Origin of the sequence: Microbacterium sp. NPDC091382, assembly GCF_044757025.1 — a bacterium.
GTDB lineage: Bacteria > Actinomycetota > Actinomycetes > Actinomycetales > Microbacteriaceae > Microbacterium.
The window spans coordinates 569,896-596,827 of sequence record NZ_JBIVUD010000002.1 but is presented as its reverse complement, the minus strand read 5'-3'; the positions used below and the strand labels follow the sequence as shown (position 1 = coordinate 596,827).

General features: G+C 70.0%; 23 protein-coding genes. 18 read left to right on the top strand and 5 right to left on the bottom strand.

Annotation, left to right across the window (positions count from 1 at the left end; all coding sequences use genetic code 11):
• Positions 1-6 precede the first annotated feature (6 nt).
• From ACIQLK_RS10365 to holA, 3 genes are read left to right on the top strand one after another with little or no spacing between them, the layout of a single operon-like run.
• A complete protein-coding gene (locus ACIQLK_RS10365; RefSeq protein ID WP_400364697.1) occupies positions 7-2,310 on the top strand; it encodes a ComEC/Rec2 family competence protein in 2,304 nt (767 codons plus the stop codon).
• 18 nt (positions 2,311-2,328) lie between these two features.
• Complete coding sequence (locus ACIQLK_RS10360) at positions 2,329-2,979, top strand: Pr6Pr family membrane protein (RefSeq protein ID WP_400364696.1); 651 nt, start codon at positions 2,329-2,331, stop codon at positions 2,977-2,979.
• A 10-nt stretch (positions 2,980-2,989) separates the two neighbouring features.
• Positions 2,990-4,024, top strand: a complete 1,035-nt coding sequence (gene holA, locus ACIQLK_RS10355; RefSeq protein WP_400364694.1) for a DNA polymerase III subunit delta — start codon at positions 2,990-2,992, stop codon at positions 4,022-4,024.
• Positions 4,025-4,090: 66 nt separating this feature from the next.
• On the opposite strand, the gene rpsT is transcribed toward holA, so the two are convergent.
• The 3 genes from rpsT to ACIQLK_RS10340 form a co-directional block, all read right to left on the bottom strand.
• Positions 4,091-4,351 (bottom strand): 30S ribosomal protein S20, encoded by a 261-nt coding sequence (gene rpsT / locus ACIQLK_RS10350; protein WP_400364692.1) that lies wholly within the window; start codon positions 4,349-4,351, stop codon positions 4,091-4,093.
• Between the two features lie 128 nt (positions 4,352-4,479).
• Complete coding sequence (locus ACIQLK_RS10345) at positions 4,480-5,214, bottom strand: alpha/beta fold hydrolase (RefSeq protein ID WP_400364691.1); 735 nt, start codon at positions 5,212-5,214, stop codon at positions 4,480-4,482.
• An 82-nt stretch (positions 5,215-5,296) separates the two neighbouring features.
• Positions 5,297-10,027, bottom strand: coding sequence for an ExeM/NucH family extracellular endonuclease (locus tag ACIQLK_RS10340; RefSeq protein WP_400364690.1), 4,731 nt, complete (start codon positions 10,025-10,027; stop codon positions 5,297-5,299).
• Between the two features lie 214 nt (positions 10,028-10,241).
• On the opposite strand from ACIQLK_RS10340, the gene lepA reads away from it, so the two are divergent.
• The 12 genes from lepA (at position 10,242) to ACIQLK_RS10280 (ending at position 22,063) form a co-directional block, all read left to right on the top strand.
• The gene (gene lepA / locus ACIQLK_RS10335; protein WP_400364689.1) at positions 10,242-12,092 is read left to right on the top strand and encodes a translation elongation factor 4; all 1,851 of its coding nucleotides are present in this window, start codon (positions 10,242-10,244) and stop codon (positions 12,090-12,092) included.
• 9 nt (positions 12,093-12,101) lie between these two features.
• Complete coding sequence (locus tag ACIQLK_RS10330; protein WP_400364688.1) at positions 12,102-12,752, top strand: DUF1990 family protein; 651 nt, start codon at positions 12,102-12,104, stop codon at positions 12,750-12,752.
• Positions 12,752-13,969, top strand: coding sequence for a radical SAM family heme chaperone HemW (hemW, locus tag ACIQLK_RS10325; RefSeq protein ID WP_400364686.1), 1,218 nt, complete (start codon positions 12,752-12,754; stop codon positions 13,967-13,969). The genes ACIQLK_RS10330 and hemW overlap by 1 nt, the downstream gene beginning before the upstream one ends.
• A 70-nt stretch (positions 13,970-14,039) precedes the next feature.
• On the top strand, positions 14,040-15,074 hold the full coding sequence (gene hrcA / locus ACIQLK_RS10320; protein WP_400364684.1) for a heat-inducible transcriptional repressor HrcA: 1,035 nt from the start codon (positions 14,040-14,042) through the stop codon (positions 15,072-15,074).
• A 31-nt stretch (positions 15,075-15,105) separates the two neighbouring features.
• Positions 15,106-16,221 carry a molecular chaperone DnaJ gene (gene dnaJ / locus ACIQLK_RS10315; protein ID WP_400364682.1) on the top strand — a complete coding sequence of 372 codons (1,116 nt, stop codon included), beginning with the start codon at positions 15,106-15,108 and terminating at the stop codon, positions 16,219-16,221.
• Between the two features lie 2 nt (positions 16,222-16,223).
• On the top strand, positions 16,224-16,961 hold the full coding sequence (locus ACIQLK_RS10310) for a 16S rRNA (uracil(1498)-N(3))-methyltransferase (protein WP_400364681.1): 738 nt from the start codon (positions 16,224-16,226) through the stop codon (positions 16,959-16,961).
• A 44-nt stretch (positions 16,962-17,005) separates the two neighbouring features.
• Complete coding sequence (locus ACIQLK_RS10305; protein WP_400364680.1) at positions 17,006-17,353, top strand: HIT domain-containing protein; 348 nt, start codon at positions 17,006-17,008, stop codon at positions 17,351-17,353.
• On the top strand, positions 17,310-18,428 hold the full coding sequence (locus tag ACIQLK_RS10300) for a PhoH family protein (protein ID WP_400364923.1): 1,119 nt from the start codon (positions 17,310-17,312) through the stop codon (positions 18,426-18,428). The genes ACIQLK_RS10305 and ACIQLK_RS10300 overlap by 44 nt, the downstream gene beginning before the upstream one ends.
• The gene (gene ybeY / locus ACIQLK_RS10295; protein ID WP_400364678.1) at positions 18,425-18,892 is read left to right on the top strand and encodes an rRNA maturation RNase YbeY; all 468 of its coding nucleotides are present in this window, start codon (positions 18,425-18,427) and stop codon (positions 18,890-18,892) included. The genes ACIQLK_RS10300 and ybeY overlap by 4 nt, the downstream gene beginning before the upstream one ends.
• On the top strand, positions 18,889-20,205 hold the full coding sequence (locus ACIQLK_RS10290; protein WP_400364677.1) for a hemolysin family protein: 1,317 nt from the start codon (positions 18,889-18,891) through the stop codon (positions 20,203-20,205). The genes ybeY and ACIQLK_RS10290 overlap by 4 nt, the downstream gene beginning before the upstream one ends.
• A complete protein-coding gene (era, locus tag ACIQLK_RS10285) occupies positions 20,202-21,098 on the top strand; it encodes a GTPase Era (RefSeq protein ID WP_400364676.1) in 897 nt (298 codons plus the stop codon). Before ACIQLK_RS10290 ends, era begins: the two co-directional genes overlap by 4 nt.
• Before the next feature lie 35 nt (positions 21,099-21,133).
• A complete protein-coding gene (locus tag ACIQLK_RS10280; protein WP_400364675.1) occupies positions 21,134-22,063 on the top strand; it encodes a zinc-binding alcohol dehydrogenase family protein in 930 nt (309 codons plus the stop codon).
• 7 nt (positions 22,064-22,070) lie between these two features.
• Here ACIQLK_RS10280 and ACIQLK_RS10275 read toward each other — a convergent pair whose 3' ends face one another.
• Positions 22,071-22,697 carry a hypothetical protein gene (locus ACIQLK_RS10275; RefSeq protein WP_400364673.1) on the bottom strand — a complete coding sequence of 209 codons (627 nt, stop codon included), beginning with the start codon at positions 22,695-22,697 and terminating at the stop codon, positions 22,071-22,073.
• A 186-nt stretch (positions 22,698-22,883) separates the two neighbouring features.
• On the opposite strand from ACIQLK_RS10275, the gene leuA reads away from it, so the two are divergent.
• Positions 22,884-24,644, top strand: a complete 1,761-nt coding sequence (gene leuA, locus ACIQLK_RS10270) for a 2-isopropylmalate synthase (protein ID WP_400364672.1) — start codon at positions 22,884-22,886, stop codon at positions 24,642-24,644.
• A gap of 33 nt (positions 24,645-24,677) precedes the next feature.
• Here the strand turns inward: leuA and ACIQLK_RS10265 are convergent, their stop codons facing one another.
• Entirely contained in the window at positions 24,678-25,364 is a 687-nt protein-coding gene (locus ACIQLK_RS10265; RefSeq protein WP_400364670.1) for a trimeric intracellular cation channel family protein, read from the bottom strand.
• Positions 25,365-25,399: 35 nt separating this feature from the next.
• Here ACIQLK_RS10265 and recO point away from each other — a divergent pair, with 35 nt between their 5' ends.
• Both recO and ACIQLK_RS10255 read left to right on the top strand, forming a co-directional pair.
• Complete coding sequence (recO, locus tag ACIQLK_RS10260; protein ID WP_400364669.1) at positions 25,400-26,128, top strand: DNA repair protein RecO; 729 nt, start codon at positions 25,400-25,402, stop codon at positions 26,126-26,128.
• Entirely contained in the window at positions 26,125-26,931 is an 807-nt protein-coding gene (locus ACIQLK_RS10255; RefSeq protein ID WP_400364668.1) for an isoprenyl transferase, read from the top strand. The genes recO and ACIQLK_RS10255 overlap by 4 nt, the downstream gene beginning before the upstream one ends.
• Position 26,932 lies beyond the last annotated feature (1 nt).

The window sequence follows — 26,932 nt, the reverse complement described above, 5'->3', positions numbered from 1 at the left end:
TGCGGCATGAGTGTCAGGACCGCGCGACGCCGTGACCTGCGGTTGCTGCCGGTCGCGCTCGCTGCCTGGGCCGGCGCGGGCGCGGCGATCGTCTTCCCCGAGCATGCGACTGCTCTCGCCGTGGCCCTCTGGGTGGCTGCCGTCCTCGGTCTAGCGGTCGCTGCGCGGGGGGCTCGGCCGACGACGGTCGCGCTGATTGCGGTGGCGTTTGCGGTCGCCGGGGGCGCGGCATCCCACGTCGCGCTCGCGCAGCCCGCCCGGGAGGCGGTGGCAGGTCTGCAGATCACGGGCGGTCGCAGCGCCACGTTCGAGGTGGACGTCGTCGGCAAGGTCGAACGGTCTGCGACCGGGTTCCGCTTCGACGCGATCACCCGCTCGGTCACGATCGGTCGCGACACCACGTCGGTTTCGGCTCCCGTGCTCGTTCGCGCGCAGGACCGGCCCGCGGGGCTCGATCTCGGAGCTCGCGCGATCGCTACCGGTACGGCTTTTCACGCGGATGCCGCCGACAGGGAGGTGCTGGTCGTCGAGGTCTTCACCATCGAGGTCGCCCGGCCACCGAAGGGCGTGCTCGCCGTCGCGGCCGAGCTGCGCACCGGCCTGGTCGACGCAGTTGCCGGCTTGCCCGATCCCGGCGCGGGACTTGTGCCGGGGCTTGCCGTCGGCGACACGTCAGCGGTCAGCGAGGATCTCGACCAGCAGATGAAGGCGTCGTCGCTGTCGCATCTGACAGCCGTCTCGGGGGCGAACTGCGCGCTCGTCGTCGGGATCGCCTTCGGTATCGCAGCTCTCTGCGGGGCGCGCCGTGGCATCCGGGTTACGGTGGGCCTCGCGACGCTCGTCGCGTTCATCGTGCTCGTCTCGCCCGAACCCAGCGTCGTGCGCGCGGGAGCGATGGCGGCGATCGCGATGCTCGGAGTGCTGCTGGGGCGCATCGGTGCGGGGATGTCGATCCTGTCCGCGTCGGTGTGCGTGCTGCTCCTGCTCGACCCGTGGCTGGCGGCATCGCTCGGCTTCGCTTTGTCGGCCGTCGCGACCGGGTCGCTGCTCCTGTTCGCCGGTCCGCTCGCCGACGGGATGTCGCGATGGATGCCCGCACCCCTGGCACTCGCGCTCTCGGTGCCGCTCGCGGCACAGCTAGCGTGCGGCCCGCTGCTCATCCTGATCGAGCCGACCGTGCCCCTCGTCGGCGTGCTCGCGAACCTGCTCGCCGGGCCGGCCGCACCAGCTGCGACCGTCCTCGGCCTGCTGGCATGCGTCGCGCTGCCGGTTCCCGTCCTCGCCCAGGGGCTCGCGGCGATCGCGTGGCTGCCCGCCGCCTGGATCGCGGGAACGGCGGACCTGTCCGCACGGCTGCCCGGGGCATCCATCGGATGGCTGGAAGGGATGCCGGGGCTCATCGCCCTCGCCGCGACAGGAGCGGCGATCGGCATCGTTCTCGCCGCGCGCCGGCATCGCTCGCGACGGTGGGCCGGGTGGGCGCTCGTCGCGATCATCGCCGTCGTCGTGGGCGCGGGCCCGTTCCGCACGCTCATCGATCGCACGCGGGCGCCGGACGACTGGGCCATCGCGGCGTGCGAGGTCGGACAGGGCGACGCCGTGCTCGTGCGTTCCGGCGACGAGATCATGCTCATCGACACGGGGCCGGACCCCGCAGCGCTCAGTGCGTGCCTCGACCGATTCGCCATCGACCGGGTCGACATCCTGGTCTTCACCCACTTCGACGTCGACCACCGCGGTGGGGCAGAAGGCCTGGTCGGTCGTGCGGACCTCGTGCTCCACGGGCCGGTTCCGGATCCGGAGGCGGCCGCGATGCTCGCCCGCTTCACGGCGTCCGGTGCGCAGACGCAGGAAGTGTCGGCCGGGCAGAGCGGCGCGCTGGGGGAGTGCCGCTGGCGTTCGTTATGGCCGAAGCCTCGCGACCCGGTCTACCCCGCCGGGAACGATGCGAGCGTCGTCATCGACGTGACCGGATGCCGCGTCCCCGACGCGATCTTCCTCGGCGACCTGTCGGCGCAGTCGCAACGATCCCTGCTCGCGTCCCGCGCGATCGATCCCACCTACTCGGTCGTCAAGGTCGCGCACCACGGCAGCGCCGACCAGGATGAGAGCCTTTACCGAGGGCTGAATGCCTCCGTCGCACTCGTGACGGTCGGGGAGAACACCTACGGCCACCCACGGGACGAAATCCTCGACCTCCTCCGAGAGGAGCACGCGATCATCGCCCGCACCGACACGTCCGGTGACGTCGTGCTCTGGCGCGACGGTGCGGTGATCCGCCTCTGGCGGTCGCGTGAGGAGGGCGGGTGACTCTCGTAGGCTGACCGGATGCCGCCCTCCCGCACGCCGCGTTCCGTCGTCACCATCGGCGGCATGCGACTCGGCGTGGCCGTCGGCGTCCTCGTCGTCCTGGGGTGGACCTACGCCCGTTCCGTGCAACGGGGCAGCAGCAACCCGTTCGATTTCTTCGGGTACTTCACGAACCAGACCGCGATGTGGAGCGCGCTCGTGTTCGGCGCCACCGGCATCCTTCTCATCGGCAACCGGGCGGTCCCAAGATGGTTGACACTCGCGCGCGGGGTCGCGGTGGCCTGTCTCATCGTCGTGGGCGTCGTCTACAACGGATTCGTGCCCGGCACGGGCTCGGCGCCGCCGTGGGTGAGCGCCGTCCTGCACATCGCACTGCCGCTCTACGCCGTGCTCGACTGGGCGGTCGTCCGCGACCGGACACCGCTGCCGTGGCGGGACCTGTGGCTCGTCCTGCCCTACCCGATCGCGTGGCTGCTCGTCGTCCTCGTCCGCGGGCAGACCGACGGCTGGGTGCCCTACGGGTTCCTCCTTCCCAGCCGCGGGCTCGCAGCGCTCGTCCTCACGAGCCTCGGGCTCTTCGTGATGCTGCTGACGGCGGGCGCGGCAGTATGGGGTGCGACGCGGTTGCTGCCCGCTGAGCGGCGGGCCGACGTCGACGGCTCTCGGTAGGCTGGATCCCATGCCGAGCCCCCGCCGTCCCGCCGCGAAGGCGACGAAATCGGCGATCCCGCAGGTCTCGTGGCGCCAGCCGCAGCCGGCGCCCGTCGTCCTCGTCTCGGGGCCCGAAGAGATCTGCGCCGAGCGGGCGACCGCCGGCATCCGTGAATACCTTCGCGCCGAGGATCCGAGCCTCGAAGTCACCGACATCCGCGCCGACGACTACGCGCCGGGCACGCTCTTCGCGGTGTCGTCGCCCTCGCTCTTCGGCGAGCCGCGCCTCGTCCGTGTGTCGGGTGTCGAGAAGTGCTCCGACGCGTTCCTCGCCGAGGCGATCCGCTACCTCGAGTCGCCCCAGGACGGCGCGACCATCGTGCTCCGCCACACCGGCGCCAGCGTCCGCGGCAAGAAGCTCCTCGATGCGATCCGCTCCGGCACCGGCGGCGGCATCGAGATCGCCTGCCCCGCGGTCAAGCGCGACTCCGACCGGTTCGATTTCGCGGCGGGGGAGTTCCAGGCCGCCAAGCGCCGGATCGCGCCTCCCGCGCTCCGCGCCCTCGTCTCGGCTTTCGCCGACGACCTCACCGAGCTCGCCGCCGCCTGCCAGCAGCTCATCTCGGACGTCGAGGGCGACATCACCGAGCAGGTCGTCACCCGCTACTACGGCGGCCGCGTCGAGACCACGGCATTCGCCGTCGCCGACACCGCGATCGCCGGCCGTTACGGTGACGCGCTCGTCACGCTCCGTCACGCCCTGGCCTCGGGCGCGGACCCCGTGCCCATGGTCGCCGCGATCGCGTCGAAGCTCCGTACCATGGCGCGCGTCGCGGGCACGCGCGAACCCTCCGGCGCCCTCGCCGCCCGCATCGGCATGAAGGACTGGCAGGTCGACCGCGCCCGTCGCGACCTCGCGGGCTGGACCGAGTCCTCACTCGGCATCGCCATCCAGGCGGCCGCACGAGCGGATGCCGAGGTCAAAGGCGCGTCCCGCGATGCCGTCTTCGCGGTCGAGCGTCTTGTCACGGTCGTCGCCGCGCGCGCGCCGTACGGCGCCTGACATCCGGAAACGACGAAGGCCCGTCCCTCACGGGACGGGCCTTCGTCGTAGCTCGGCGGTAGCGGCTCAGAGAGCGGCGACCTGCTTCGCGATCGAGGATTTGCGGTTGGCCGCCTGGTTCTCGTGGATGACGCCCTTGCTGACGGCCTTGTCGAGCTTCTTGGTCGCCTTCACCAGAGCCTTCTCGGCAGCGGCCTTGTCGCCGGCCGTGATGGCCTCGCGGGTCTGACGGACGACGGTCCGCAGCTCGCTCTTGACGGCCTTGTTCCGCTCGCGGGCCTTCTCGTTGGTCTTGTTGCGCTTGATCTGCGACTTGATGTTCGCCACGTTCGACGTATCTTTCGTTCGGAGTTATCAGGTGGATGTGCCGGCGACAGAAGAGGGCTGTCGCACAGCGGTCGTGTGAGGGAGGAACCCACACGCAAGCCAAAAACCGATTCTATCAGGTGGGAGGCTCATCCCGAAGTCGACCGCTCCCGCGCCATCGTCGCCAGAGCGAGGTCGATGACGGCGTTGAACACCCGCGGCCTCATCGCGGTGACCAGGTGGGAGGTCCGCGGCACGACGATGAGCTCCGCGTCGGGCTTCAACGCCGTGAAGAGCCGCTCATTCAGACGCAGCTGATCCCACTGGCCGTTCACGAACCACATCGGCACCGAGATCCGTTTCAGCGCCGTGACGAGGTCGAGAACGGACAGGCTCCGGAGAGCGATGTCCTGGGCGTCGTACGCGTAGCCCCCCGCGCCGAAATCCGCACGGGTCTCGGGCGGCAGCGTACGGTCCAAGACCATGTCGGTGAGTCGCTGGCCGCGCCTCGGCAGGCGGTCGAAGCCCCGCGCGAGCGTCCGATAGATCCGCAGGCCTGCTCCGCGCGGGATCGACGTGCACCCCGCGGCGATGAAGGCGTCGACGGGCGGTCGGTCTTCCCGGCCCATGTACTCGATCGAGACGAGTCCGCCCATCGAGTGGGCGACCAGGAGTACGGGGCCGCGCGCCGCGGCATCCGTCACCGCGGCGTCGATCGTTTCGAACGCGCCGTCCAGGGTGAAGGTCTCGGCCATGCGGGTGCCGTGGCCCGGCAGGTCCACCGCGGTCGCACCGATCCCAGCGGCCGTCAGATGCTCGACCTGCGCGCGCCACATCGTCGCGGAGGTCCGGATGCCGTGGACGAACACCACCTGAGGCGTCATGCCTCCCACCCTACGAAGCGGGATCGCAGACGCGGAACGGGGGCGGACCCGAAGATCCGCCCCCGTTCGCCATGCCTCCGGATCAGAACAGGACGAGGACCCTCGAACGGTTGCTGACCGAGCCCTCCGCGACCGTCGGGTCCTTCGGAACGAAGGTCGCGGTGTACGAGTGCACCCCGCGCGAGAGGCGACCCAGCGTGGTCGACGCGAATCCGCCCCGCACCTCCGCCGTCGCGATCACTCGGTCGCCTTCGCGGAACTCGACGACGCCCTCCGCACGACCCTCGTCCTGCGTGACGATCGCGAGGAGCGTCGCCGGCAGCAGGCCGTTGATGTGCACCGGGGGGAGCGCGATCAGAGACGTACGCGTCTTCGCTGCGGGCTCCGCCGCCTGCTCGACCGTCAGCGGGATCCGTACGACCGTGCCGCTCGGGGCAGCCGTGACGGTGAGCTGGGTCGCTCCGGCGGCCGTCCCGGCGGGCAGTGTCACGCTGACGGATGCCGCTCCGTCGGTCACCGGCGCGGTGCCGAGCACCTGGTCGCCCAGGCTCACGGTCACCTCGGTGTTGGCCGGCGCGCCCTTGCTGGTCAGGTCCATGCCCGCCACCTGGAATGCCAGCGTGTCACCGGCGGTGACGGTCTCGGGGACGCCCGACACTTGCACGCCGTGCTTGGCGAACGACGGTGCGACGGGGGAGCCGTCGGCGATGTAGTCCACCCACGCCTCGTAGTCGAGCAGGCCGGTGTCGACGTAGTCGTCACCCTCGGTGAAGGCGCGGAAGTTGTCGCCGCCGGCCGCCAGGAACGAGAACGTGCCGATGCGGTAGGTTCCGGCCGGGTCGATGGCCTTGCCGTCGACCGTCACCGACGTGATGCGCTCGCCCTCCGGCAGTGCCGGGTCGTAGGTGTACGACACGTTGTCGGAGAGACCCAGCTGCAGGTACGGCCGCTGGGGGACGTTACCGGCGGCATCCCGCTGCCACTGCTGCTCGAGCATCGTCGTGAACTCCTCACCCGTCAAGGTGATGAGCGCGAGCGTGTTGTTGAACGGCAGGACCGCATTGGCCTGACTGAACGACACCGACCCGTCGGCGAGACCCGGCACCGCGCCGGCGCCGAACTCCGCCTGCGTGTCGAACAGGTCGGCGCGCAGACCACCCGGGTTCGTCACACCGATCACCGCACCGTTCGGCAGGTCGGCGAGGCTGTCGCGCAGCATGTTCGCGACGGTGTTGCCGAGCGTCGACTCCGCGGCGCGGTTGTCGCGCGAGCCTCCGGTGTAGACGCCGTCGACGTACGAGCCGCCGCTGTAGGCGGTCGTGATGTCACCGGCGACCTGGCCGACCTCCGTGTTGCCGACGGCCGCCGCGTTCGCGAGTGCTGCCTTCGTGATCCGGTCGACCTCCGCGACGCGCGGGTACGCGGCGACGAGGTCGGCGGCGGGAGTGGCCGTGCGGGCGACGTTGCGCTGGGTGTGCGCGGAGACATCGCCCGTAGCGCCATCCACCGTCAGCGTGATCTCGCCGATCTTGGCGCCGTACGAGCCGGTCTGAACGACCGGGCGGGTGCGGTCGGTGCCGGGGATCGGTGCCGACCACGCGTACTCCTTGTGCGTGTGACCGGTGAAGATCGCGTCAACGTCCGCGGAGGTGTCAGTGATGATCGCGCCGAAGGCGCCGCCGGCGGCGACCTCCTCCTCGAGCGTCGCACCGTCGGGCGTGCCCGCGCCGGCCCCCTCGTGGTACATCGCGACGATCACGTCGGCTTCGCCGTTGGACTCGTCGCCGTCGCTGAGCTGCGCGGCGACACGGTTGACCGCCTCGACCGGGTCGCCGAAGTCCACCGACTCGATGCCGGTCGGCGTGACGAGGGTCGGGGTCTCCTCAGTGACCGCGCCGATGACACCCACCGTGAGACCGTCGGCCTCGACCAGGGCGTACTCGTCGAGCGCCGGAGTCGTCGTCCCCTTCGTGTAGACGTTCGCGCCGAGCTGCGGTGCGTCGAACGCGTCGGACACGCGGCCCGACAGGTCTTCGAACCCGCGGTCGAACTCGTGGTTGCCGACCGCGCTCGCCTGCAGACCCATCGCGTTCAGGACGTCGATCGTCGGCTGATCCTTCGCGACGGACGACGCGAACAGCGACGCGCCGATGTTGTCACCCGCCGACAGGAACAGGGTCGGACCGGATGCCGCCTTCCGCAGCTCTTCGACGGTTCCCGCGAACGCGACGGTGTTGCCGTCGATGCGCCCGTGGAAGTCGTTGATCCCGAGGAGGGTGAGCTGGACCGGAGCCGCCTCCGCGTTCATGCCGACGATCACCGGATCGTGGTCGCTGGAGCGGAACGGGTCGGCGGAGTAGAACTCCGTGCCGTGGGTGCGGAACCGGCTGTACTCCAGCGCGATCGACTCGCCCGAGTTGATGTTCCAGATGTCGGCATCCGTCGAGCGCGCGAGCGCCGCCTCGTTCAGGAGGATGTGGTCGAGCGATCCCGAGAGCCCCGAGAAGCTGTAGGACGACGAATCCACGTCGAACGCCTGCTCGGCATCCGCGTAACCCGCGTCGTACAGGACCTTCAGCGGGTCCTCCTGGCTGTAGGAGTTGAAGTCCCCTGCGAGCGCGACAGCATCGACGTCGCCCTGGATCTTCGCGACCCAGTCCCGGAGCGCTGTCGCCTGACGCACGCGGGACTCGGTGGACGAGCCCTGACCGTCGCCGGTGTCGGCGTCGCCCGGCCAGGGGCCGGCGGAACCCTTCGACTTGAAGTGGTTCACGACGAACAGGAAGGGGTCGCCGCCCGCGGCGGGCTCGAACACCTGCGCGATCGGCTCCCGGGCATTGCCGAACGCCTCGCCGTCGGCACTCTGGTCGCCGAGGGCGCGCGCAGCGCCGACGGGGGAGACCAGAGCGGGCTGATAGATGATCGCGTTGGTGATCACGTCCTGCTCGGATGCCGGGGGCAGGTCCGTCGACGAGGGCACGAACGCCCACGTCCCGGCACCTGCCTCGGCGTTGAGCGCATCGACGAGGGTCGACGTCGCCTCGTCGGTCTCTTCGCCCAGGGCGGCGGAGTTCTCGATCTCCATGAGGCCGACGACGCCGGCGTCCACCGAGGCGATGGCCTCGACGATCTTGGCCTGCTGACGAGCGAGGTCTGCGGCATCCCACGCACCGCGCTGGGCGCAGCCGTCGCGGACGGTCACTCCGTCGCCGAACCGGTCGGTGTAGGCCTCGCAGCTCGCGGAGTCGGTGCCGAGGGTCGTGAAGTAGTTGAGGACGTTGAACGAGGCGATGGAGAGGTCGCCGCCGACCTCGGCCGGGGCGTCCGTGCGGACGTTCTCGAAGACGACCTCGTCCGTTCCCGTCCCGTCGCCGACGAGCGGCTGCGTGGGGTTCAGCTTCCAGGTGTCGTTTCGGTAATCGACGATGAGCGGTGCGGTGAAGGTGACACCCGCACCGACGGTCACGGGTTCGGTGAGCGAGACGTAGGCCGGGGTCAGGGACTGGTTCGCGGCCGACGTGTAGTCGAGCCCGGCTCCGTCGTCGAGGCGCACACCGCGCGCGGCGTTGTCCGCGGCGACGGCGGCGGCGGCGGCACTGCCGGGGCGGGCGGCATCCGTCGGCTGACGCAGGGGCTCGGACCCGGCGGCGAGGCCCACCTCGCCGAAGCGGTTGGTGCTGTACGTGTCGCTGACGGTGAACTCGCCCCGGGGTTCGATCAGCATCGACTCGAGCGATTCGCGCTGCGCCGCCGTCGTCGGCCAGCCCACGGTGGAGGGCGTGGGCGCCTCCGCGTCCGCGATGACCTTCGCGTCGCCCGCCTTGACGGTGATCTCGGTGAGACCGTTGAATTCCGACACGGCACCTGTGACGGTCACGGTGTCGCCGAGGGTGACCTCTCCGGTCGCTCCGGGCGCGTAGACGAAGACGGCGTCCGACGCCGTGTGGGTGGCGAGGTCGAGCTCGCCACCGCTTCCGGCCGTCTGGATGACATAGCCGTTGTAGCCGCCCGACGGGTAGTGGGCGGTCACGACACCGGTGGTGGTGACGGTCTGCCCAGCGAGGGGAGAGGCATCCGTCGTGCCCTGGATCTCGGCGATCGTCGCGACCTGCGGCTCGGGATCCGGTTCGGGCTCGGGGTCGGTGCCCGCGCCGAGGCCGGTGGGCGTGGGAGCGCCCGCGGTGAAGTCCGCTGCGTTGTCGGCGGTGTTCGTACCTTCGTCGTCGCGCGAGACGCTGGTCGCGTTCGAGGTACCGGGCGCGGGCGCCGATCCGGCGAACGCTGTGGCGGTGGGGCCCCAGCCGACGAGGTCGACGACCTGGTCGAGCGCGGCGATGCCGGTGCTGCCGGTGAGGGCGGTTTCGCTCGAGACGAGTGCGACCTTGGCGCCGCTGCCGCTCATGGCGATGGACCCTTCGACATCGGCGTCGAAGCCGGGAAGGGAGGTGTTGGTGCCCGGCGCCTGACCGATGAGGAGGTTCGCGCCGGCGGGCAAGTCGATGTCGCCGATCTTCGTCACCTGCCACGAGGCGCCCGTCGCCGAGGCGTACTGGACGCTGTAGCCGCTCAGGTCGACCGTCTCGTCGCCGGTGTTCACAAGCTCGACGAAGTCGCGATTGAACGCGGCCCCGTTGTTGCCGCCGCCGCCGTACACCTCCGAGATCACGACGGGGGAGTCGGGCGAGACCGCGGCAGAGGCCGCGGAGGGGACGAGCGCGAGTCCGGCTGTCGTCAGGGTGGCGACGGTCAGCACCGCACAGGTCCGGCGGAGAACCGGACGTGCGACGGACGCGGGGGCAGGTGGGTGCGACACGGTGGGTTCTCCCGAGGCGGCTCGGGCGCGGGGCTTATCGCGCAGGAACCGACCGCCACACTGAGCATTCGGGCGGTCCAGGGCACCCCGCAAGTGTCAGATCGGTTAACTCTTTCTCATGCGCCCGTCCGCTGGCGTGTCGATCGGGCGACCGGTTATTGTGCCCGATCCGTGGGGCGGGTGCGCTGCCGCTCGCCGGTAGACTCGGCTCGTCATGTCACCCCGCGCCCTCACGCCCCTGCAGCCCGCGGCCACGCCGCCCGCGCAGCTCCGCAACTTCTGCATCATCGCCCACATCGACCACGGCAAGTCCACGCTGGCCGACCGCATGCTGCAGATCACCGGCGTGGTCGCCGATCGCGACATGCGCGCCCAGTACCTGGACCGCATGGACATCGAGCGCGAGCGCGGCATCACGATCAAGAGCCAGGCGGTCCGGATGCCGTGGGCCACCGCCGACGGCACGTTCGCCCTCAACATGATCGACACCCCCGGTCACGTCGACTTCACCTACGAGGTCAGTCGGTCGCTCGCCGCGTGCGAGGGGGCGATCCTCCTCGTCGACGCCGCGCAGGGCATCGAGGCCCAGACGCTCGCCAACCTCTACCTCGCGCTCGAGAACGACCTGGAGATCATCCCGGTCCTCAACAAGATCGATCTGCCCGCCGCCGACCCGGAGAAGTACGCGGCCGAGCTCGCGAACCTCATCGGCGGCGACCCCGCCGACGTCCTCAAGGTGAGCGGCAAGACGGGCATGGGCGTCGAGGCGCTCCTCGACCGGATCGTCGAGCGCATCCCGGCACCCGTCGGCGACGCCGACGCTCCGGCCCGCGCGATGATCTTCGACTCCGTCTACGACGCCTACCGCGGCGTCGTCACCTACGTCCGCATGGTCGACGGCAAGCTCGAGCCGCGTGAGCGGATCCAGATGATGTCGTCGAAGGCCGCGCACGACCTGCTCGAGATCGGCGTGTCGAGCCCCGAGCCCGTGCCCACGAAGGGGCTCGGCGTCGGCGAGGTCGGCTACCTGATCACCGGCGTGAAGGACGTGCGTCAGTCGAAGGTCGGCGACACGATCACGAATCACCGGAAGCCTGCGGCGGACGCACTCTCCGGCTACACGGATCCGAAGCCCATGGTCTTCTCCGGGATCTACCCGATCGACGGCAGCGACTACGCCGAGCTGCGTGAGGCGCTCGACAAGCTGAAGCTCTCGGATGCGTCGCTGCAGTACGAGCCCGAGACCTCCGTCGCGCTGGGCTTCGGCTTCCGTTGCGGGTTCCTCGGCCTCCTGCACCTCGAGATCATCACCGAGCGCCTCTCGCGCGAGTTCGGCCTCGACCTCATCACGACGGCGCCTTCGGTGACGTACACGGTGACCACGGACACCGGCGACACGGTCACGGTGACCAACCCCTCCGAGTACCCGGACGGCCGGGTGGCCGAGGTCTCCGAGCCGGTCGTGAAGGTCGGCATCCTGCTTCCGAAGGACTACGTCGGCACGGTCATGGAACTCTGCCAGTCGCGCCGAGGCACCCTGCTCGGGATGGACTACCTCAGCGAGGACCGCGTCGAGCTCCGCTACAACATGCCCCTCGGCGAGATCGTCTTCGACTTCTTCGATCACCTGAAGTCCAAGACGCAGGGCTACGCGAGCCTCGACTACGAACCGGCGGGCTCGCAGACCGCGGACCTCGTCAAGGTCGACATCCTCCTGCAGGGCGAGAAGGTCGACGCGTTCAGCTCGATCGTCCACCGCGAGAAGGCCTACGGCTACGGGACGATGATGACCGAGCGTCTGCGCAAACTCATTCCGCGCCAGCAGTTCGAAGTGCCCATCCAGGCCGCGATCGGCGCCCGCATCATCGCTCGCGAGAACATCCGCGCCATCCGCAAGGACGTGCTCGCCAAGTGCTACGGCGGTGACATCACCCGCAAGCGCAAGCTGCTCGAGAAGCAGAAAGAGGGCAAGAAGCGCATGAAGATGGTCGGCCGCGTCGAGGTCCCCCAGGAGGCGTTCATCGCCGCCCTGTCGGGCGATGTCGAGGGCAAGGACAAGAAGTAGGCTGTCACGATGCGCCGCGGGAGTTTCCAGGCAGGGACCGTCGACTACGCCGCCGTCGGGGCCACGCAGGCCCCCGATCTGATGGGCTATCCGCCGCAGGGGACGACCCCGGCGGAGGCCTCGTGGCGTCTCGGGAGCGGTGAGGACCGGTTCGCCACGTCGACCGAGCAGCTTCTCGGGTGGGGTGCGCAGCGCGGCGCCGGCCTGCAGGTCGCCGATGTGCGCCCGGCATCCGGGCCCATGTACTCCGGCGTCGGTTTCGATGCCGACGGCAACGCCGTCCAGCCGAGCCGGCTGGACGATGAGCAGCGTTTCGATGCTGACGGGACGCCGTTCGTGAGTGCCGGCACGACGGCGCACGTCCACGGTCGGGTCGGCGGGATGAAGGCGGATGCCGAACTCCGCGTCATCTCGGTGATCGACGAGCCTCGTCGGGTCGGGTTCTCGCTGGGAACCGTCGGCGGATCGGTCGTCAGCGGCGAGGAATCGTTCCTGGTCGAGTGGCGGGATGACGACGAGGTGTGGTTCACCGTCCGCGCCTTCGACAAGCCGACGGGCCTGCTCTACCGACTCTGGCGTCCGCTCGTGAAGCGTCGCCGTAGCGCGCTGTTCCAGGGCTACCTGCAGGCGATGTCGCCCATGTACGCCACCGGCTCCTGATGGGATCGGCCCTCCCGCTCGGCGACCCCGCACCCGTGGACGGCGCGCTCCCGCACGACGTCGCTGTCGATCCCGACGTCGACTTCGGGGTCTACCTGCACGTCCCGTTCTGTCGCGTGCGATGCGGGTACTGCGACTTCAACACCTACACCGCCACCGAGCTTCGGGGTGCGCGCCAGGACGCGTACGCCGAGGAGGTCCTCCGCGAGATCGCACTGTCCCGCGAGGTCCTCGCGGCGCGCGGACCGCTGCGACCGGCCCGCACGGTCTTCTTCGGTGGTGGCACGCCCACCCTCTTGCCACCGGGGGACCTCGCTCGCATGCTCGACGGCGTCCGAGACGCGTTCGGACTCGTAGACGGCGCCGAGGTGACGGTCGAGGCCAACCCCGACACGCTGACGGATGAGGTCGCGCGGACCCTCGCCGACGCCGGTGTCACCCGCTTCTCGATCGGCATGCAGTCGGCCGTGCCGCACGTTCTCGCCGCGCTCGACCGCACTCACGACCCGGCGAACATCGCGACCGCCGTCGCGGCGGCTCGGAACGCCGGACTCGCGGTGAGCCTCGACCTCATCTACGGCGCGCCGGGGGAGTCGCTCGAGGACTGGCGGACATCCCTCGAGACCGCGATCGAGCTGGCGCCCGATCACGTCTCGGCGTATGCGCTCATCGTCGAGGACGGTACGAAGCTCGAGCGGCAGATCCGCCGCGGCGAGGTGCCCGCGCCCGACGACGACCTGCAGGCGGACATGTACGAGCTCGCCGACGAGCTGCTCGCTGCCGCCGGATACGGCTGGTACGAGGTCTCGAACTGGTCGACGGCTCGGTCTCAGCGTTCCCGCCACAACCTGTCGTACTGGCGGGGCCAGGACTGGTGGGGCTACGGCCCCGGCGCCCACAGCCACGTCGGCGGGATGCGCTGGTGGAACGTGAAGCACCCGGCGGCGTACGCGCAGCGGCTCGCGCTGGCCGAATCCCCGGCCGCGGGACGGGAGAGGCCGGATGCCGAGGCTCGCCGCCTCGAGGACATCCTCCTCCGCTCGCGCATCGCCGATGGCGTGGCCGTCGACGAGGCGACGGTCGCGGGGCGGCGGAACGTGGCATCCCTGATCGCGGACGGACTCGTCGACGGCGCCTCCGCCGTGCGCGGGCGCATCGTCCTCACCCGCCGTGGAAGGCTGCTCGCCGACGCCGTCGTGCGCGCCCTCACGGAGTGATCCGAGCGGATCGCCTCACGCGCGGTAGAATTGGCACTCCCAGATCGAGAGTGCCAGCGGAGGAGGGGTGATGGTCTCGGAACGCGGTCTCCAGGTGTTGCGCGCGATCGTCCAGGACTACGTCGACACGCGGGAGCCGGTCGGCAGCAAGGCGATCGTCGACCGCCACCAGTTCGGCGTCTCCGCCGCGACCATCCGGAACGACATGGCGCTCCTCGAGGACGAGGAGCTCATCACCGCACCCCACACCTCGTCGGGGCGCGTTCCCACGGACAAGGGCTACCGGGTGTTCGTCGACCACCTCGCCGACGTGCGTCCCCTCACGACGGCGCAGCGGTCCGCGATCGGGTCGTTCCTCGAGGACACCGGCGATCTCGACGACCTCCTCGTCCGCACGGTCCGCACCCTCACGCGGTTGACGGGCCAGGTCGCGATCGTGCAGTACCCGTCGTTCGCGCGGGCGAACGTCTCGCACGTGGAGGTCGTCCACCTGGGTGGCACCCGCGTCGTGATCATCGTCGTCACCGACACCGGTAGGGTCTCGCAGCGCGTCGCCCTGCTCGCGACCGAGCCGACCGCCGAGGAGGCGCAGCAGCTCAAGCTCGCCATGGCAGCCCTGCTGACGGGGAAGAGCGTGCGCGACGGCGCTGCCGCGATCGGTCGCATCCTCGAGGAAGAGGTCCCCGCGCCCCGCGAGGAGAACCGCCGCATCGTGCTTCGCGCGATCGGAGAGGAACTCGACGGGTTCCGTCACGACCGCATGGTGATGGCGGGGTCGGCGACCCTGGCACGGCGCGAATCCGACTTCCGCGGCAGCATCTATCCCCTCCTGGAGGCGATCGAGGAGCAGGTGACCCTGCTGCGGCTCATGGGCGAGATGGTCGCGGACGACCGGGGCCTGGCGACCAGCATCGGGCGGGAGAACGAGCCGTTCGGACTGTCCGAGGCATCCGTCGTCGCGGGCGATTACGACGCCGGCGGATCCCATGCGCGCGTCGGAGTGCTCGGGCCCACGCGCATGGACTACCCCACGAATCTCGCGGCGGTCCGGGCCGTCGCGCATTACCTGACGCGCCTTCTCGAAGAAGACGAGACGTCGCGCTGAACGAATCGGCCCGCGGGCCGGAGAGGTGATTGTGGCTGACCACTACGAGGTCCTGGGTGTCGCGCGCGACGCGAGCCCGGAGGAGATCAAGAAGGCTTACCGGCGTCTGGCGCGCCAGCTGCATCCGGACGTGAACCCGGGCGAGGACGCGTCCGAGCAGTTCAAGCTCGTGACCCACGCCTATGACGTCCTGAGCGACCCCGATCAGCGTCAGCGCTACGACATGGGTGGAGACCAGGGCGGTTTCGGGGGCGCCGGTGCCGGCTTCGGCGGATTCAGCGACATCTTCGAGAGCTTCTTCGGCGGGGGCGGCGGCGGAACCCGCGCCGGGCGCCCGCGGTCGCGTCGCGAGCGCGGGCAGGACGCCCTCGTGCGCGTGGACCTGGACCTCGGCGACGTCGTCTTCGGCGTCCACCGCGACATCGAGGTCGACACCGCCGTCCTGTGCGAGACGTGCCAGGGCTCGTGCTGCCAGCCGGGCACTCAGCCCGTGACCTGCGACATCTGCCACGGCTCCGGCCAGATCCAGCGGACCGTCCGGAGCCTCCTCGGCAACGTCGTCACGTCGCAACCCTGCACCACCTGCCAGGGCTACGGCACGACGATCCCGTACCCCTGCTCGACGTGCCAGGGGCAGGGACGGGTGCGCGCCCGCCGCACAGTGTCGATCGACATCCCCGCCGGCGTCGAGACGGGGCTGCGCCTGCAACTCCCGGGCTCGGGCGAGGTCGGTCCCGCCGGGGGCCCGAACGGGGACCTCTACCTCGAGGTGACGGTCGCGCCGCACGACGTCTTCAGCCGTGACGGCGACGATCTGCTCGCCACCCTCGAGGTCTCGATGATCGACGCGATCCTCGGGACGAGCGTGACCATCGACTCCCTCGACGGCTCGGTCGACCTCGACATCCGTTCCGGCGTCCAGTCCGGCGACGAGCTGACGATCCGCGGGCGGGGCATCACCCCCCTTCGCGGCGACCAGCGCGGCGACCTCCGCGTCGGCGTGCAGGTCGTGACCCCCTCGCACCTCGATCCGAAGTCCCGGGCCCTCGTCCAGGAGCTCGCGAAGCGGATGCGTCCGGCCCCGCCGCACCTCGCCGAGTTCCACCCGGGCCTCTTCTCCAAGCTCCGCGGCAAGTTCAAGCGCTGATCGTGGCCCTCCACTTCCTGATCGAGGATGCCGGGGCCGCCGGCCCGGGCGACGTCGTCCGGCTGACGGGCGCCGAGGCGCACCACGCAGCGGCGGTCCGCCGCATCCGGGTGGGGGAGGACGTCACGGTCGGCGACGGCCGCGGCGTATGGCTCAGCGGAACGGTCGCGGCGGCCGCGCCGAAGGAAGTCGTCGTCGAGGTGTCGGCGCGAGCGGAGGTACCCGCTGCGTCTCCGCGCACCGTCCTCGTCCAGGCCCTCGCGAAGGGCGATCGTGACGAGCTCGCCGTCCAGGCCGCCACCGAGCTCGGCGTCGACGCGATCCTGCCGTGGCAGGCCGCCCGTTCGGTGTCGCGGTGGGAAGGGGCGAAGGTCGCCAAGGGCGTCGCACGGTGGGAGACCATCGCCCGGGAGGCCGCGAAACAGGCGCATCGACCCTGGCTGGCTGAGCTCGACCAGCCTGTGACCACGCGGGACCTGGCGGCGCGTGCCCGGGATTCACGGATGCTGGTGCTCGAACCCACGGCATCCGTCGCCCTGTCGCGCATCGCGATCGATGCCGACGACGCGAGCGACGTGATCCTCGTCGTGGGGCCGGAAGGCGGCATCTCGCCGGAGGAACTGGACCTGCTGCAGTCGGCGGGTGCCACACTCGTGCGGCTCGGCGACACCGTCCTGCGCACGTCCACGGCCGGTCCCGCCGCCCTCGCGATCGTCAACGCCGCCCTCGGCCGCTGGTGAGCCCGACCCGACCGGGGTGGGAAGGCGCTGAGTAGACTGAGGGGATGAGCGAGCCATCGGTGTTCACCCGCATCCTCCGGGGTGAGATCCCGTCCGAGATCATCGCGGAGACCGACAACGCGTTCGCGATCCGTGACATCGCCCCGCAGGCGCCCGTCCACTTCCTCGTGATCCCCAAGACCGAGCAGTACCGCGACGTCGTTGAGCTGTCCGCGGGCGACCCGGCTCTCCTCGCCGAACTGATCGGGCTCGCCAACAGCCTCGCCGCGGAGCACGCCGGTGGCGACTTCAGACTCGTGTTCAACACCGGCCCGGCCGCCGGTCAGACCGTGTTCCACGTCCATGCGCATGTGCTGGGCGGCGGACTCGCCGAAGGGAGCCTCGGTGGCTGACGGCGCCGAACCCACCGTCGCGCACATCTACGCCGACGGCGTCGCCATGGTGCAGCTGCTCGGTCCGCAGGACCGCCTGCTGCGCACCGTGGAACGGGAGCACCCCGACGTGCAGGTGCACGTCCGCGGCAACGAGATCACCCTCACCGGTGACGAGGGAGCCGTCGCGCGGGCACACGAGCTCGTCGACGAGCTCATCGGGATGGCGCGGGCGGGTCAGGGCCTCGACCCGAGCGACGTCACGCAGTCCAACCGCATCCTGAGGGAGAACAGCGGGATGCGTCCCTCGGAGGTGCTCGGTGAGGCGATCCTGTCGTCGCGAGGCAAGGTCATCCGGCCGAAGACCCTCGGGCAGAAGGAGTACGTCGACGCGATCGAGGAGAACACGATCGTCTTCGGCATCGGGCCCGCCGGCACCGGCAAGACGTACCTCGCGATGGCCAAGGCCGTCCAGGCGCTGCAGCGCAAGGAGGTCAGTCGCATCATCCTGACCCGTCCGGCTGTCGAGGCGGGGGAGCGGCTCGGCTTCCTCCCGGGAACGCTGACCGACAAGATCGATCCCTACCTCCGCCCGCTGTACGACGCGTTGAACGAGATGATGGATCCCGAACTGGTCCCCAAACTCATGGCGTCGGGGACCATCGAAGTCGCGCCCCTCGCGTACATGCGCGGCCGCACGCTCAACGACTCGTTCGTCGTCCTCGACGAGGCGCAGAACACCACTCCCGAGCAGATGAAGATGTTCCTGACGCGTCTCGGATTCGGTACCCGCATGGTCGTCACCGGCGACATCACGCAGGTCGATCTGCCGCAGGGCGCCTCCGGTCTGCGGCTGGTGACCCGCGTCCTCAAGGACATCGACGACATCCACTTCTCCCGCCTCACGAGCGACGACGTCGTGCGGCACACCCTCGTCGGCCGCATCGTGGATGCATACAGCGCCTACGACGAGGAGAAGCTCGCCGCGCGCCGCGAGCGCGACGAGGCGAGCGAGTTCGCGAACCGCGCCGAGCGCCGAACGGGCCTGCGCCCCGCCGGCCCCCGTGACCGACAGCCCAAGCGAGGACGTTCATGACCATCGAGATCACCAACGAGTCCGGCGTCGAGGTCGACGAGACCGTCCTGCTGCGCCTCACGGAGAACAACTTCGCCGAGCTCCATGTGAGCCCGGACGCCGACGTGGCGATCCTTCTCGTCGACGAGGGCGCGATGGAGGCGCTGCACGTCCAGTGGATGGACGAGCCCGGTCCGACCGACGTGCTGAGCTTCCCGATGGACGAGCTGCGCCCCGGCACGGACGAGCAGCCGACGCCGCCGGGACTGCTGGGCGACATCGTGCTCTGCCCGCAGGTGGCCGAGACGCAGGCGCAGGCGGCGAAGCACTCCACGATGGACGAGCTCATCCTCCTGACGACGCACGGCCTGCTGCACCTGCTGGGGTTCGATCACGCCGAGCCCGAGGAGGAGCGCGAGATGTTCGGACTGCAGAAGGAGCTCATCGGCGCGTTCCACTCGAGCGAGCGCCACCGGCGCGCATGACCGAGATCCTCCTCTTCGTCGCGGCGGGACTCCTGGTCGCTCTCGGCGGCCTCATGGCGTCCCTCGAAGCGGCCCTCGATGTGACGTCCCGCACGGACCTCGCCGATCTCGCCGACGAGGCGCGCTCCGGCGCGAGCCTCCGGCGGGTCGCGGCAGACCCGGACGCGCACCGCACGGCGGTCGTCTTCATCCGCATCCTCATCGAGACGGCGGCGGCCGTCCTCGTCACGGTCGCTCTCACCCTCTTCTTCGACAACATCTGGTGGGCGATGCTCGCGGCCGTGGTCGTCATGACCGTGGCCTCGTTCGTCCTCGTGGGGGCATCCCCGCGGGCCGTCGGCCGCCAGCACGCGAAGGGCTTCCTCAAGGCGTGCGCCGGGCTCATCCGCGGCGCACGGATCGTGCTCGGTCCCCTCGCCCACCTGCTCGTCCTCCTCGGCGACCGTCTGACCCCCGGCATCCACCGCGGCGCCTCCTTCGCGTCCGAGGAACAGCTGCTGAGCATGGTCGACGAAGCCGCGTCGCAGGACCTCATCGAGGCCGACGACCGCGACCTCATCCACTCCGTCTTCGACTTCACCGACCGGTTCGTGCGCGCCGTCATGGTGCCTCGCACCGACATGGTGACGATGGATGCCGCGGCCACGACGCAGGAGGCGATGACGCTCTTCCTCGACAAGGGTGTCTCTCGCATCCCGATCGCCGACGGCGAGGCCGACGACATCACCGGTGTCGTGTACCTGAAGGACCTCGTGCAGTTCGCGTACCGCGACGAGACCGCCTGGCGCGGCGTGCCGGTCGCGCAAATCGCCCGACCTGCCGTCTTCGTCCCCGAATCCATGCGCGCCGAGACGCTCCTGCAGCAGATGAAGCGCGAAGCCGTCCACGTCTGCCTCGTGGTGGACGAGTACGGCGGCGTCTCGGGCCTCGTGACCCTCGAGGACCTCATCGAGGAGCTCGTCGGCGAGATCGCGGACGAGTACGACCTGCGCACGAGCGAGGTCTCCGACCTCGGCAACGGCCGGTTCCGCGTGAGCACACGCCTCGGTCTCGACGAGGTCGGCGACCTCTTCGGCATCGAACTCGAGGACGACGACGTCGACTCGATCGGCGGACTCTTCGGTAAGGCGCTCGGCAGCGTCCCCGTCCCCGGTGTGCGCATCGAGCACAGCGGTCTGGTCCTCACCGGCGGCACCTCCCTCGGCCGCGGTCGCGGACTCGCGACGGTCTTCGTCGAGCGCGCCGAGTCACCGGTCCCCGAGCCGGCCACCCCTTCCACCGCAGAGATCCGCGTCGCGCGGGGATCGGAGTGACCGTGAGCAGCCGTTCCGGTTTCGTGACGTTCGTCGGACGACCCAACGTCGGCAAGTCGACTCTGACCAACGCCCTGGTCGGCGAGAAGGTCGCCATCACCAGCGACAAGCCGCAGACGACGCGCAAGGCGATCCGCGGCATCCTGAACCGCCCCGGCGGTCAGCTCGTGATCGTGGACACACCTGGCATCCACAAGCCGCGGACGCTCCTCGGCCAGCGGCTGAACGACCTCGTCGAGCAGGTGCTGGGCGACGTCGACGCGATCGGCTTCCTCGTGCCGGCCACCGAGAAGGTGGGCCCGGGCGATCGGCGGATCGCGGCATCCCTCGACGGCTACGGTCGGGCGAAGAAGGTCGCCATCGTCACGAAGGTCGACATCGCCTCGCGCGAGGAGATCACCGAGCGGCTCATGGAGGTCGACGCGCTTCGCGAGGACTGGGACGCCGTCATCCCGCTGTCCGCCGTGACCGACGACCAGCTCGACGTGCTGGCAGACGAGCTGCTGAAGCTCATGCCGGCCGGGCCCGCGCTGTACCCCGAAGGTATCGTCACCGACGAGAGCCTCGAGGATCGGATCGCCGAGATCATCCGCGAATCGGCGCTCGACGGTGTCCGTGACGAGTTGCCGCACTCGATCGCGGTGACGGTCGAGGACATCTCCGCCCGCGAAGACAGCGACCTCACCGACGTCTACGCGAACATCGTCGTCGAGCGCGACAGTCAGAAGGCGATCATCATCGGCCGCGGCGGATCCCGTTTGAAGGACGTCGGCGCACGCTCGCGAGCCGGCATCGAGCCGCTCGTCGGCGGCCGGGTGTTCCTCTCTCTGCGCGTGCGCGTCGCGAAGGAGTGGCAGCGCGATCCGAAGCAGCTCGGGCGACTCGGATTCTGATCGGCGACGCCGGCATCTCACGGAAGGACGACCTCATGGCACAGGCATGGTTCGCGATCGGTCCCGACGGACTCGACGACTGGGAGCTGCGCGACGTGGACGTTCCGGCACCGGGACCCGGTGAGGTGACGATCCGGGTGCACGCCATCGGGATGAATCCCGCGGACTACAAGTACCCGACCCGGCCGGACGCGTCCTTCCCGTTCCCGCTGGGCTACGAAGTCTCCGGCCAGATCACCGCTCTCGGCCCCGACACGGAGATCGGATCCGGTTCGGCTCGGGTGGGCGACGAGGTCCTCGCCTTCCGGCTGCGCGGCGGATACGCGACCGAGGTCACCATCCCGGCCGAGAAGGTGTTCGCCAAGCCTGCGACGCTGACGCATCCCGAGGCGGCCAACCTGTTCCTGGCGGGCGCGACGGCCGCCGAGATGCTCGAGCTCAGCGGTGCGCGAAGCGGCGACACCGTGCTGTTCCATGCGGCATCCGGCGCTGTCGGGGTTAGCTTCCTGCAGCAGGCCGCCGTCCGCGGCGTCCGCGTCATCGGCACGGCGAGCGAGCGGAACGCGGACGTGGTCCGGCGCTACGGCGGCATCCCGATCGCCTACGGTCCGGGCCTCGTCGATCGGGCGAAGGATGCCGCGGGCGACGCTCCCTTCGTGGCGTCGCTCGACGGTGTGGGAACCGATGAGGCGATCGAGGCATCGCTCGCGCTCGTCGAGGACCGGGGGCGGATCATCACCATCGTCCGGCGCGACCTCGAAGCCGAGGGCATCGTCGCCATCGGCGGCATGCTGCCGGCGAGCGCCGCCTTCCGCGACGCCGTCCGGGGCGAGCTCGTGGACCTCGCCCGCCGCGGCCTGCTCGAGGTGCCGGTCGCACGCACCTATCCGTTCGCGGAGGCGATCGAGGCGGCGCGCTTCCTGCGGAAAGGGCACCCCGGCGGCAAGCTCGCGCTGCTGCCCTGACGAACAGTCAGCCGACCTCCCGCATCGCCGAGCGGATGATCACCTTCCCGGCGCCGAAATCCTGATCGGCCGCCTCCTGCCACGTGCCGTCGTCCCACACCACGTCGACGAACACCCAGCCGTCCTGCTGCGACGACGCGAGGAAGGCGTCGCCGATGGCGTCGGGGACGGCGTCCTGGATGACGGCGGCGTCTGCCGCCGTCGCGGTACCCGGCTTCCCCTCCGTGGGGTCGGGAGCGGCCACCGGGTCGAAGAGGGCGAGGGGTACGGGGGTGCGCGTCACCGTGAACGTGTCGCCGTCGTACGTGCCGGAGACGGCGTAGGTGCCCCACGTCGCTCCTCCCGCCGTCGCCGCGTCGTCGAGGCCCGCCCACGACCAGCCGGACAGGGGGATGCCGCTGCACTGCGGCGGTGCGGATTCGGCGACCGCTCCGAGGCACAGCTCGACGGAGGATCCGTCGTCGAGGACCGTGCCCTGGGCGATGACGGCGCCGGTCGGCGCCTCGGGGGTGAGCGCGGCGAGGGCCGCACCCGGACGGGCGGCGGAGCCACCCGCATCCGCGGCGGCGGCGCAGGAGGTGAGAACGAGCGCGGTGCCGGCGACGAGGGCGGCGAGGGAGCGACGGTGCATCATGCTCCGAGAGTGTCGGGGGCGCGGCATCCGTCTCACGACCTCGAACGCTACGGGCAGGGGTGTAACGTGTCGGTATGCGCTTCTGCGGCCTCCTTCTTCGTCGCCGCGACGAGTCCTCGATCTAGGACCAACTCGTCGCGGAGGTTGTCGTGGGTCCGCACCAGTGACGAGAGAAGAAGCACCATCATGCGAAACACCCAGAAGCCTTCGGGCGCCCCGATCCACAAGTACCGTCCGTACCACGAGCAGATCCGCGTCGATCTGCCCGACCGCACCTGGCCCGGCAACCGCATCGAGGTCGCGCCGCGCTGGTGCGCCGTCGACCTGCGCGATGGCAACCAGGCCCTCATCGATCCGATGAGCCCCGAGCGCAAGCGCGTCATGTTCGAGCTGCTCGTGAAGATGGGCTACAAGGAGATCGAGGTCGGGTTCCCGTCCGCGAGCCAGACGGACTTCGATTTCGTCCGCCAGCTCATCGAGGACGACGTCATCCCCGAGGACGTCACGATCCAGGTGCTGACCCAGGCGCGCGAGCACCTCATCAAGCGCACGTACGAGTCGATCGCCGGCGCCAAGCAGGCGATCGTCCACCTCTACAACTCGACGAGCGTGCTGCAGCGCGAGGTCGTCTTCCGTACCGACCAGCAGGGCATCATCGACATCGCCCTCGAGGGTGCGCGTCTGTGCCGCGAGTACGAGAGGACGATCCCCGAAACGACCGTCTACTACGAGTACTCGCCCGAGAGCTACACCGGCACCGAGCTCGAGTTCGCCGTCGACGTCTGCAACCAGGTGATCGAGGTCTTCGAGCCGACGCCCGAGCGCAAGGTGATCATCAACCTGCCGGCGACCGTCGAGATGGCGACGCCGAACGTGTACGCCGACTCGATCGAGTGGATGAGCCGTCACCTGGCGCACCGCGAGAACGTGATCCTGTCGCTGCACCCGCACAACGATCGCGGCACCGCGATCGCCGCCGCGGAGCTCGGCTACATGGCCGGTGCCGACCGCATCGAGGGATGCCTGTTCGGCAACGGTGAGCGCACCGGCAACGTCGACCTGGTCGCCCTCGGCATCAATCTGCTGACGCAGGGCATCGACCCGCAGATCGACTTCAGCGACATCGATCACGTCAAGCGCACCGCGGAGTACTGCAACCAGCTGCCCGTTCCCGAACGCAGCCCCTGGGCCGGTGACCTGGTCTTCACCGCCTTCAGCGGCTCGCACCAGGACGCGATCAAGAAGGGCTTCGAGGCGATGGAGGCCCGCGCGAAGGCCGCCGGAGTCTCGGTCGACGAGATCGAGTGGGCCGTGCCGTACCTGCCCATCGACCCGAAGGACCTGGGCCGCTCGTATGAGGCCGTCATCCGCGTCAACTCGCAGTCGGGTAAGGGCGGCGTCGCCTACCTGCTGAAGACGGATCACGCGCTCGACCTGCCGCGGAAGCTGCAGATCGAGTTCTCCGGCGTCGTCCAGGCGAAGACGGATGCCGAGGGCGGCGAGGTCTCCAGCGGTCAGATCTGGTCGATCTTCTCCGACGAGTACCTGCCGGCCACCGCGGTGGATGACAAGTGGGGCCGGTTCGAGCTCCTGTCGACCCGCACACAGAGCGACATGTCCGGCGACGTCGCCCTCGAGGTCACGCTGCGCGACGGCGACGAGCGCGTCGCGGCGACGGGGGCGGGCAACGGTCCGATCGCGGCGTTCCTCAAGGTCCTCGGTGAACGCGGCTTCGAGATCTCCCTGTACGACTACGTCGAGCACACCCTCGGCGCCGGCGGCGACGCGCACGCCGCCGCGTACGTCGAGCTGCAGGTCGAGGATCAGCGGCTGTGGGGCGTCGGGATCGACGGGGACATCTCGACCGCGAGTCTCAAGGCGATCGTGTCGGCCGTCAACCGAGCGATCCGCAGCCGCACGCACGCGAGCGAGCTCGCCGGAGTCTGATCGTCACGGAGGTCGTCGTCGAGCGGCGCCCGATCAGGGCTTGATGATCGGGATCGTCGAGGTCTCGACGGCGACCTTCCGGCGGTAGAGGGCTCTCTGCTCGGGCAACGAGATGTCGAAGACGACGGCGAGCACGCGGATGACGGCGGTCACGGCGATGCACGTGATCGCGGCAGGAACCGCCGAGACTCCCAGGACGTCCAGGACCGCGAGGACGGCGCACCCGACAGCGGCGGCGACGGCGTAGAGGGATCCGACGTGCATCATGGCGACCGGCAGACCCATGAACACGTCTCGGAGCAGACCTCCGCCGACGGCCGCGCAGGCGCCGACGAAGATGGAGGGGATCGGCGGGAGGCCGAGGGCGAGCGCCTTCGTCGTCCCCAGCGCGCCGAACATCCCGATCGCGACGGCATCGAGCCCGACGATGACGGCGTTGAGACGCTGGAAGACGTTCGCAAGCAGCATCCCGATCAGCGCCGCGGCGGTGACGGTGATCAGGTACCCGTCGCTCTGCAGGGCGACCGGGGTCGTGCTCAGCAGGAGGTCGCGGATCATGCCGCCGCCGAGCCCCATGACGACGCCGATGATGGCGACCCCGAGCAGGTCGAGCCGGCGCTGCCCCTGGAACCCCGAGGCGAACAGAGCTCCCTGCACGCCGCCGAGGCCGACGGCGGTCAGGTCCGCCCAGAGGGGGATGAGGAACTGCGGCTCGGTCACGCCTTCATTGTGCCTGGTCACGGGATAATCGATGGGTGCCCACTTACCGCGACGAGGTCGTGATCCTGCGCACCCACAAGCTGGGTGAGGCGGACCGCATCCTGACGATGCTCAGTCGTCGCCACGGCAAGGTCCGCGCCGTCGCGAAGGGAGTGCGTCGCACGTCGTCGAAGTTCGGTTCCCGGCTCGAACCGTTCATGGTCGCTGACGTCCAGATGTACAAGGGCCGTTCGCTCGACATCGTCCAGCAGGCGGAATCCCTGGGCGCATACGGAGCGGACATCGCAACGGACTATGACCGCTACACGGCGGCATCCGCCATGTCCGAGACCGCCGACCGGCTCAACGAGGCCGAGACGACGCCGCAGCAGTACCTGCTCCTCGTCGGTGGGCTTCGCGCGTTGGCGCGCGGCGACCACGCGCCGCGGTCGGTCCTCGATTCGTATCTGCTGCGCGTCATGTCCCTCTCCGGATGGGCGCCGTCTCTGCAGGAATGCGCCCGCTGCGGGGCCCCCGGGCCGCACGACTGGTTCGTCGCTCAGCTGGGCGGGATCGTCTGCTCGGTGTGCGCCCCCGCCGGCTCGCCTCGCATCAGCCCCGAGACTGCGGGCCTCCTCCGCGCACTCCTGGCGGGGGAGTGGGATGTTGTGGATGCCGCGACTCACGGCGCCGCTGCGGCATCCTCCGGTCTCATCGCCGCCTACGCGCAGTGGCACACTGAGCGAGGCATCCGTTCCCTGTCGCACCTGGAGGCGCCTCGGTGAGTCCCAAGCCGTACACGCATCGTGACGCGGTGCCCTACCGACCGCTCGACTGGACCGGCGTGTATCCGCCGGAGTTCCCGAAGGGCTCGGTCCCGGGACACGTCGCGATCGTGATGGACGGCAACGGGCGCTGGGCCAACCGCCGCGGCCTCACGCGCATCGAAGGCCACCGTGCGGGGGAGGAGGTCCTCCTCGACGTCGTGGCCGGTGCGATCCAGGCCGGGGTGAAGCATCTGAGCGTCTACGCCTTCTCGACCGAGAACTGGGCGCGCTCGCCCGAGGAGGTGCGCTTCCTCATGGGGTACAACCGCGACGTCCTGCACCGCCGTCGCGATCAGCTCAACGAGTGGAACGTCCGCATCCGTTGGGCGGGGCGCAGACCCCGGCTGTGGGGGTCGGTCATCAAAGAACTCCAGTACGCCGAGCAGCTCACGTCCCGCAACACGGGGCTGACCCTGACGATGTGCGTCAACTACGGCGGACGGCACGAGATCGTCGACGCGATGCGCGCGATGGGCGAGGACATCGCCCGCGGCGAGCTGAAGCCGTCCGCCATCACCGAGAAGACGCTGCGCCGGCACCTCTACGTGCCCGACATGCCCGACGTGGACCTGTTCGTCCGCTCCAGCGGCGAGCAGCGGACGTCGAACTTCCTCCTGTGGGAGGCGGCATACGCCGAGATGGTCTTCCTCGACACGCTGTGGCCCGACTTCTCCCGCACGGACCTGTGGGGTGCGATCGAGATGTACCTGTCGCGGGACCGCCGGTTCGGCGGGGCGAAGGACGCGCCAACCGCGTCCTGAG

Excerpts from the sequence above, each read along its gene's own strand:
- leuA (WP_400364672.1), top strand. The coding sequence starts at position 22,884 with ATGCGAAACACCCAGAAGCCTTCGGGCGCCCCGATCCACAAGTACCGT.
- hemW (WP_400364686.1), top strand. The coding sequence starts at position 12,752 with ATGGGATCGGCCCTCCCGCTCGGCGACCCCGCACCCGTGGACGGCGCG.
- ACIQLK_RS10280 (WP_400364675.1), top strand. The coding sequence starts at position 21,134 with ATGGCACAGGCATGGTTCGCGATCGGTCCCGACGGACTCGACGACTGG.
- ACIQLK_RS10305 (WP_400364680.1), top strand. The coding sequence starts at position 17,006 with ATGAGCGAGCCATCGGTGTTCACCCGCATCCTCCGGGGTGAGATCCCG.
- ACIQLK_RS10365 (WP_400364697.1), top strand. The coding sequence starts at position 7 with ATGAGTGTCAGGACCGCGCGACGCCGTGACCTGCGGTTGCTGCCGGTC.
- ACIQLK_RS10275 (WP_400364673.1), bottom strand. The coding sequence starts at position 22,697 with ATGATGCACCGTCGCTCCCTCGCCGCCCTCGTCGCCGGCACCGCGCTC.
- holA (WP_400364694.1), top strand. The coding sequence starts at position 2,990 with ATGCCGAGCCCCCGCCGTCCCGCCGCGAAGGCGACGAAATCGGCGATC.
- hrcA (WP_400364684.1), top strand. The coding sequence starts at position 14,040 with ATGGTCTCGGAACGCGGTCTCCAGGTGTTGCGCGCGATCGTCCAGGAC.
- ACIQLK_RS10360 (WP_400364696.1), top strand. The coding sequence starts at position 2,329 with ATGCCGCCCTCCCGCACGCCGCGTTCCGTCGTCACCATCGGCGGCATG.
- ybeY (WP_400364678.1), top strand. The coding sequence starts at position 18,425 with ATGACCATCGAGATCACCAACGAGTCCGGCGTCGAGGTCGACGAGACC.
- ACIQLK_RS10330 (WP_400364688.1), top strand. The coding sequence starts at position 12,102 with ATGCGCCGCGGGAGTTTCCAGGCAGGGACCGTCGACTACGCCGCCGTC.
- ACIQLK_RS10345 (WP_400364691.1), bottom strand. The coding sequence starts at position 5,214 with ATGACGCCTCAGGTGGTGTTCGTCCACGGCATCCGGACCTCCGCGACG.
- ACIQLK_RS10290 (WP_400364677.1), top strand. The coding sequence starts at position 18,889 with ATGACCGAGATCCTCCTCTTCGTCGCGGCGGGACTCCTGGTCGCTCTC.
- ACIQLK_RS10300 (WP_400364923.1), top strand. The coding sequence starts at position 17,310 with ATGTGCTGGGCGGCGGACTCGCCGAAGGGAGCCTCGGTGGCTGACGGC.
- lepA (WP_400364689.1), top strand. The coding sequence starts at position 10,242 with ATGTCACCCCGCGCCCTCACGCCCCTGCAGCCCGCGGCCACGCCGCCC.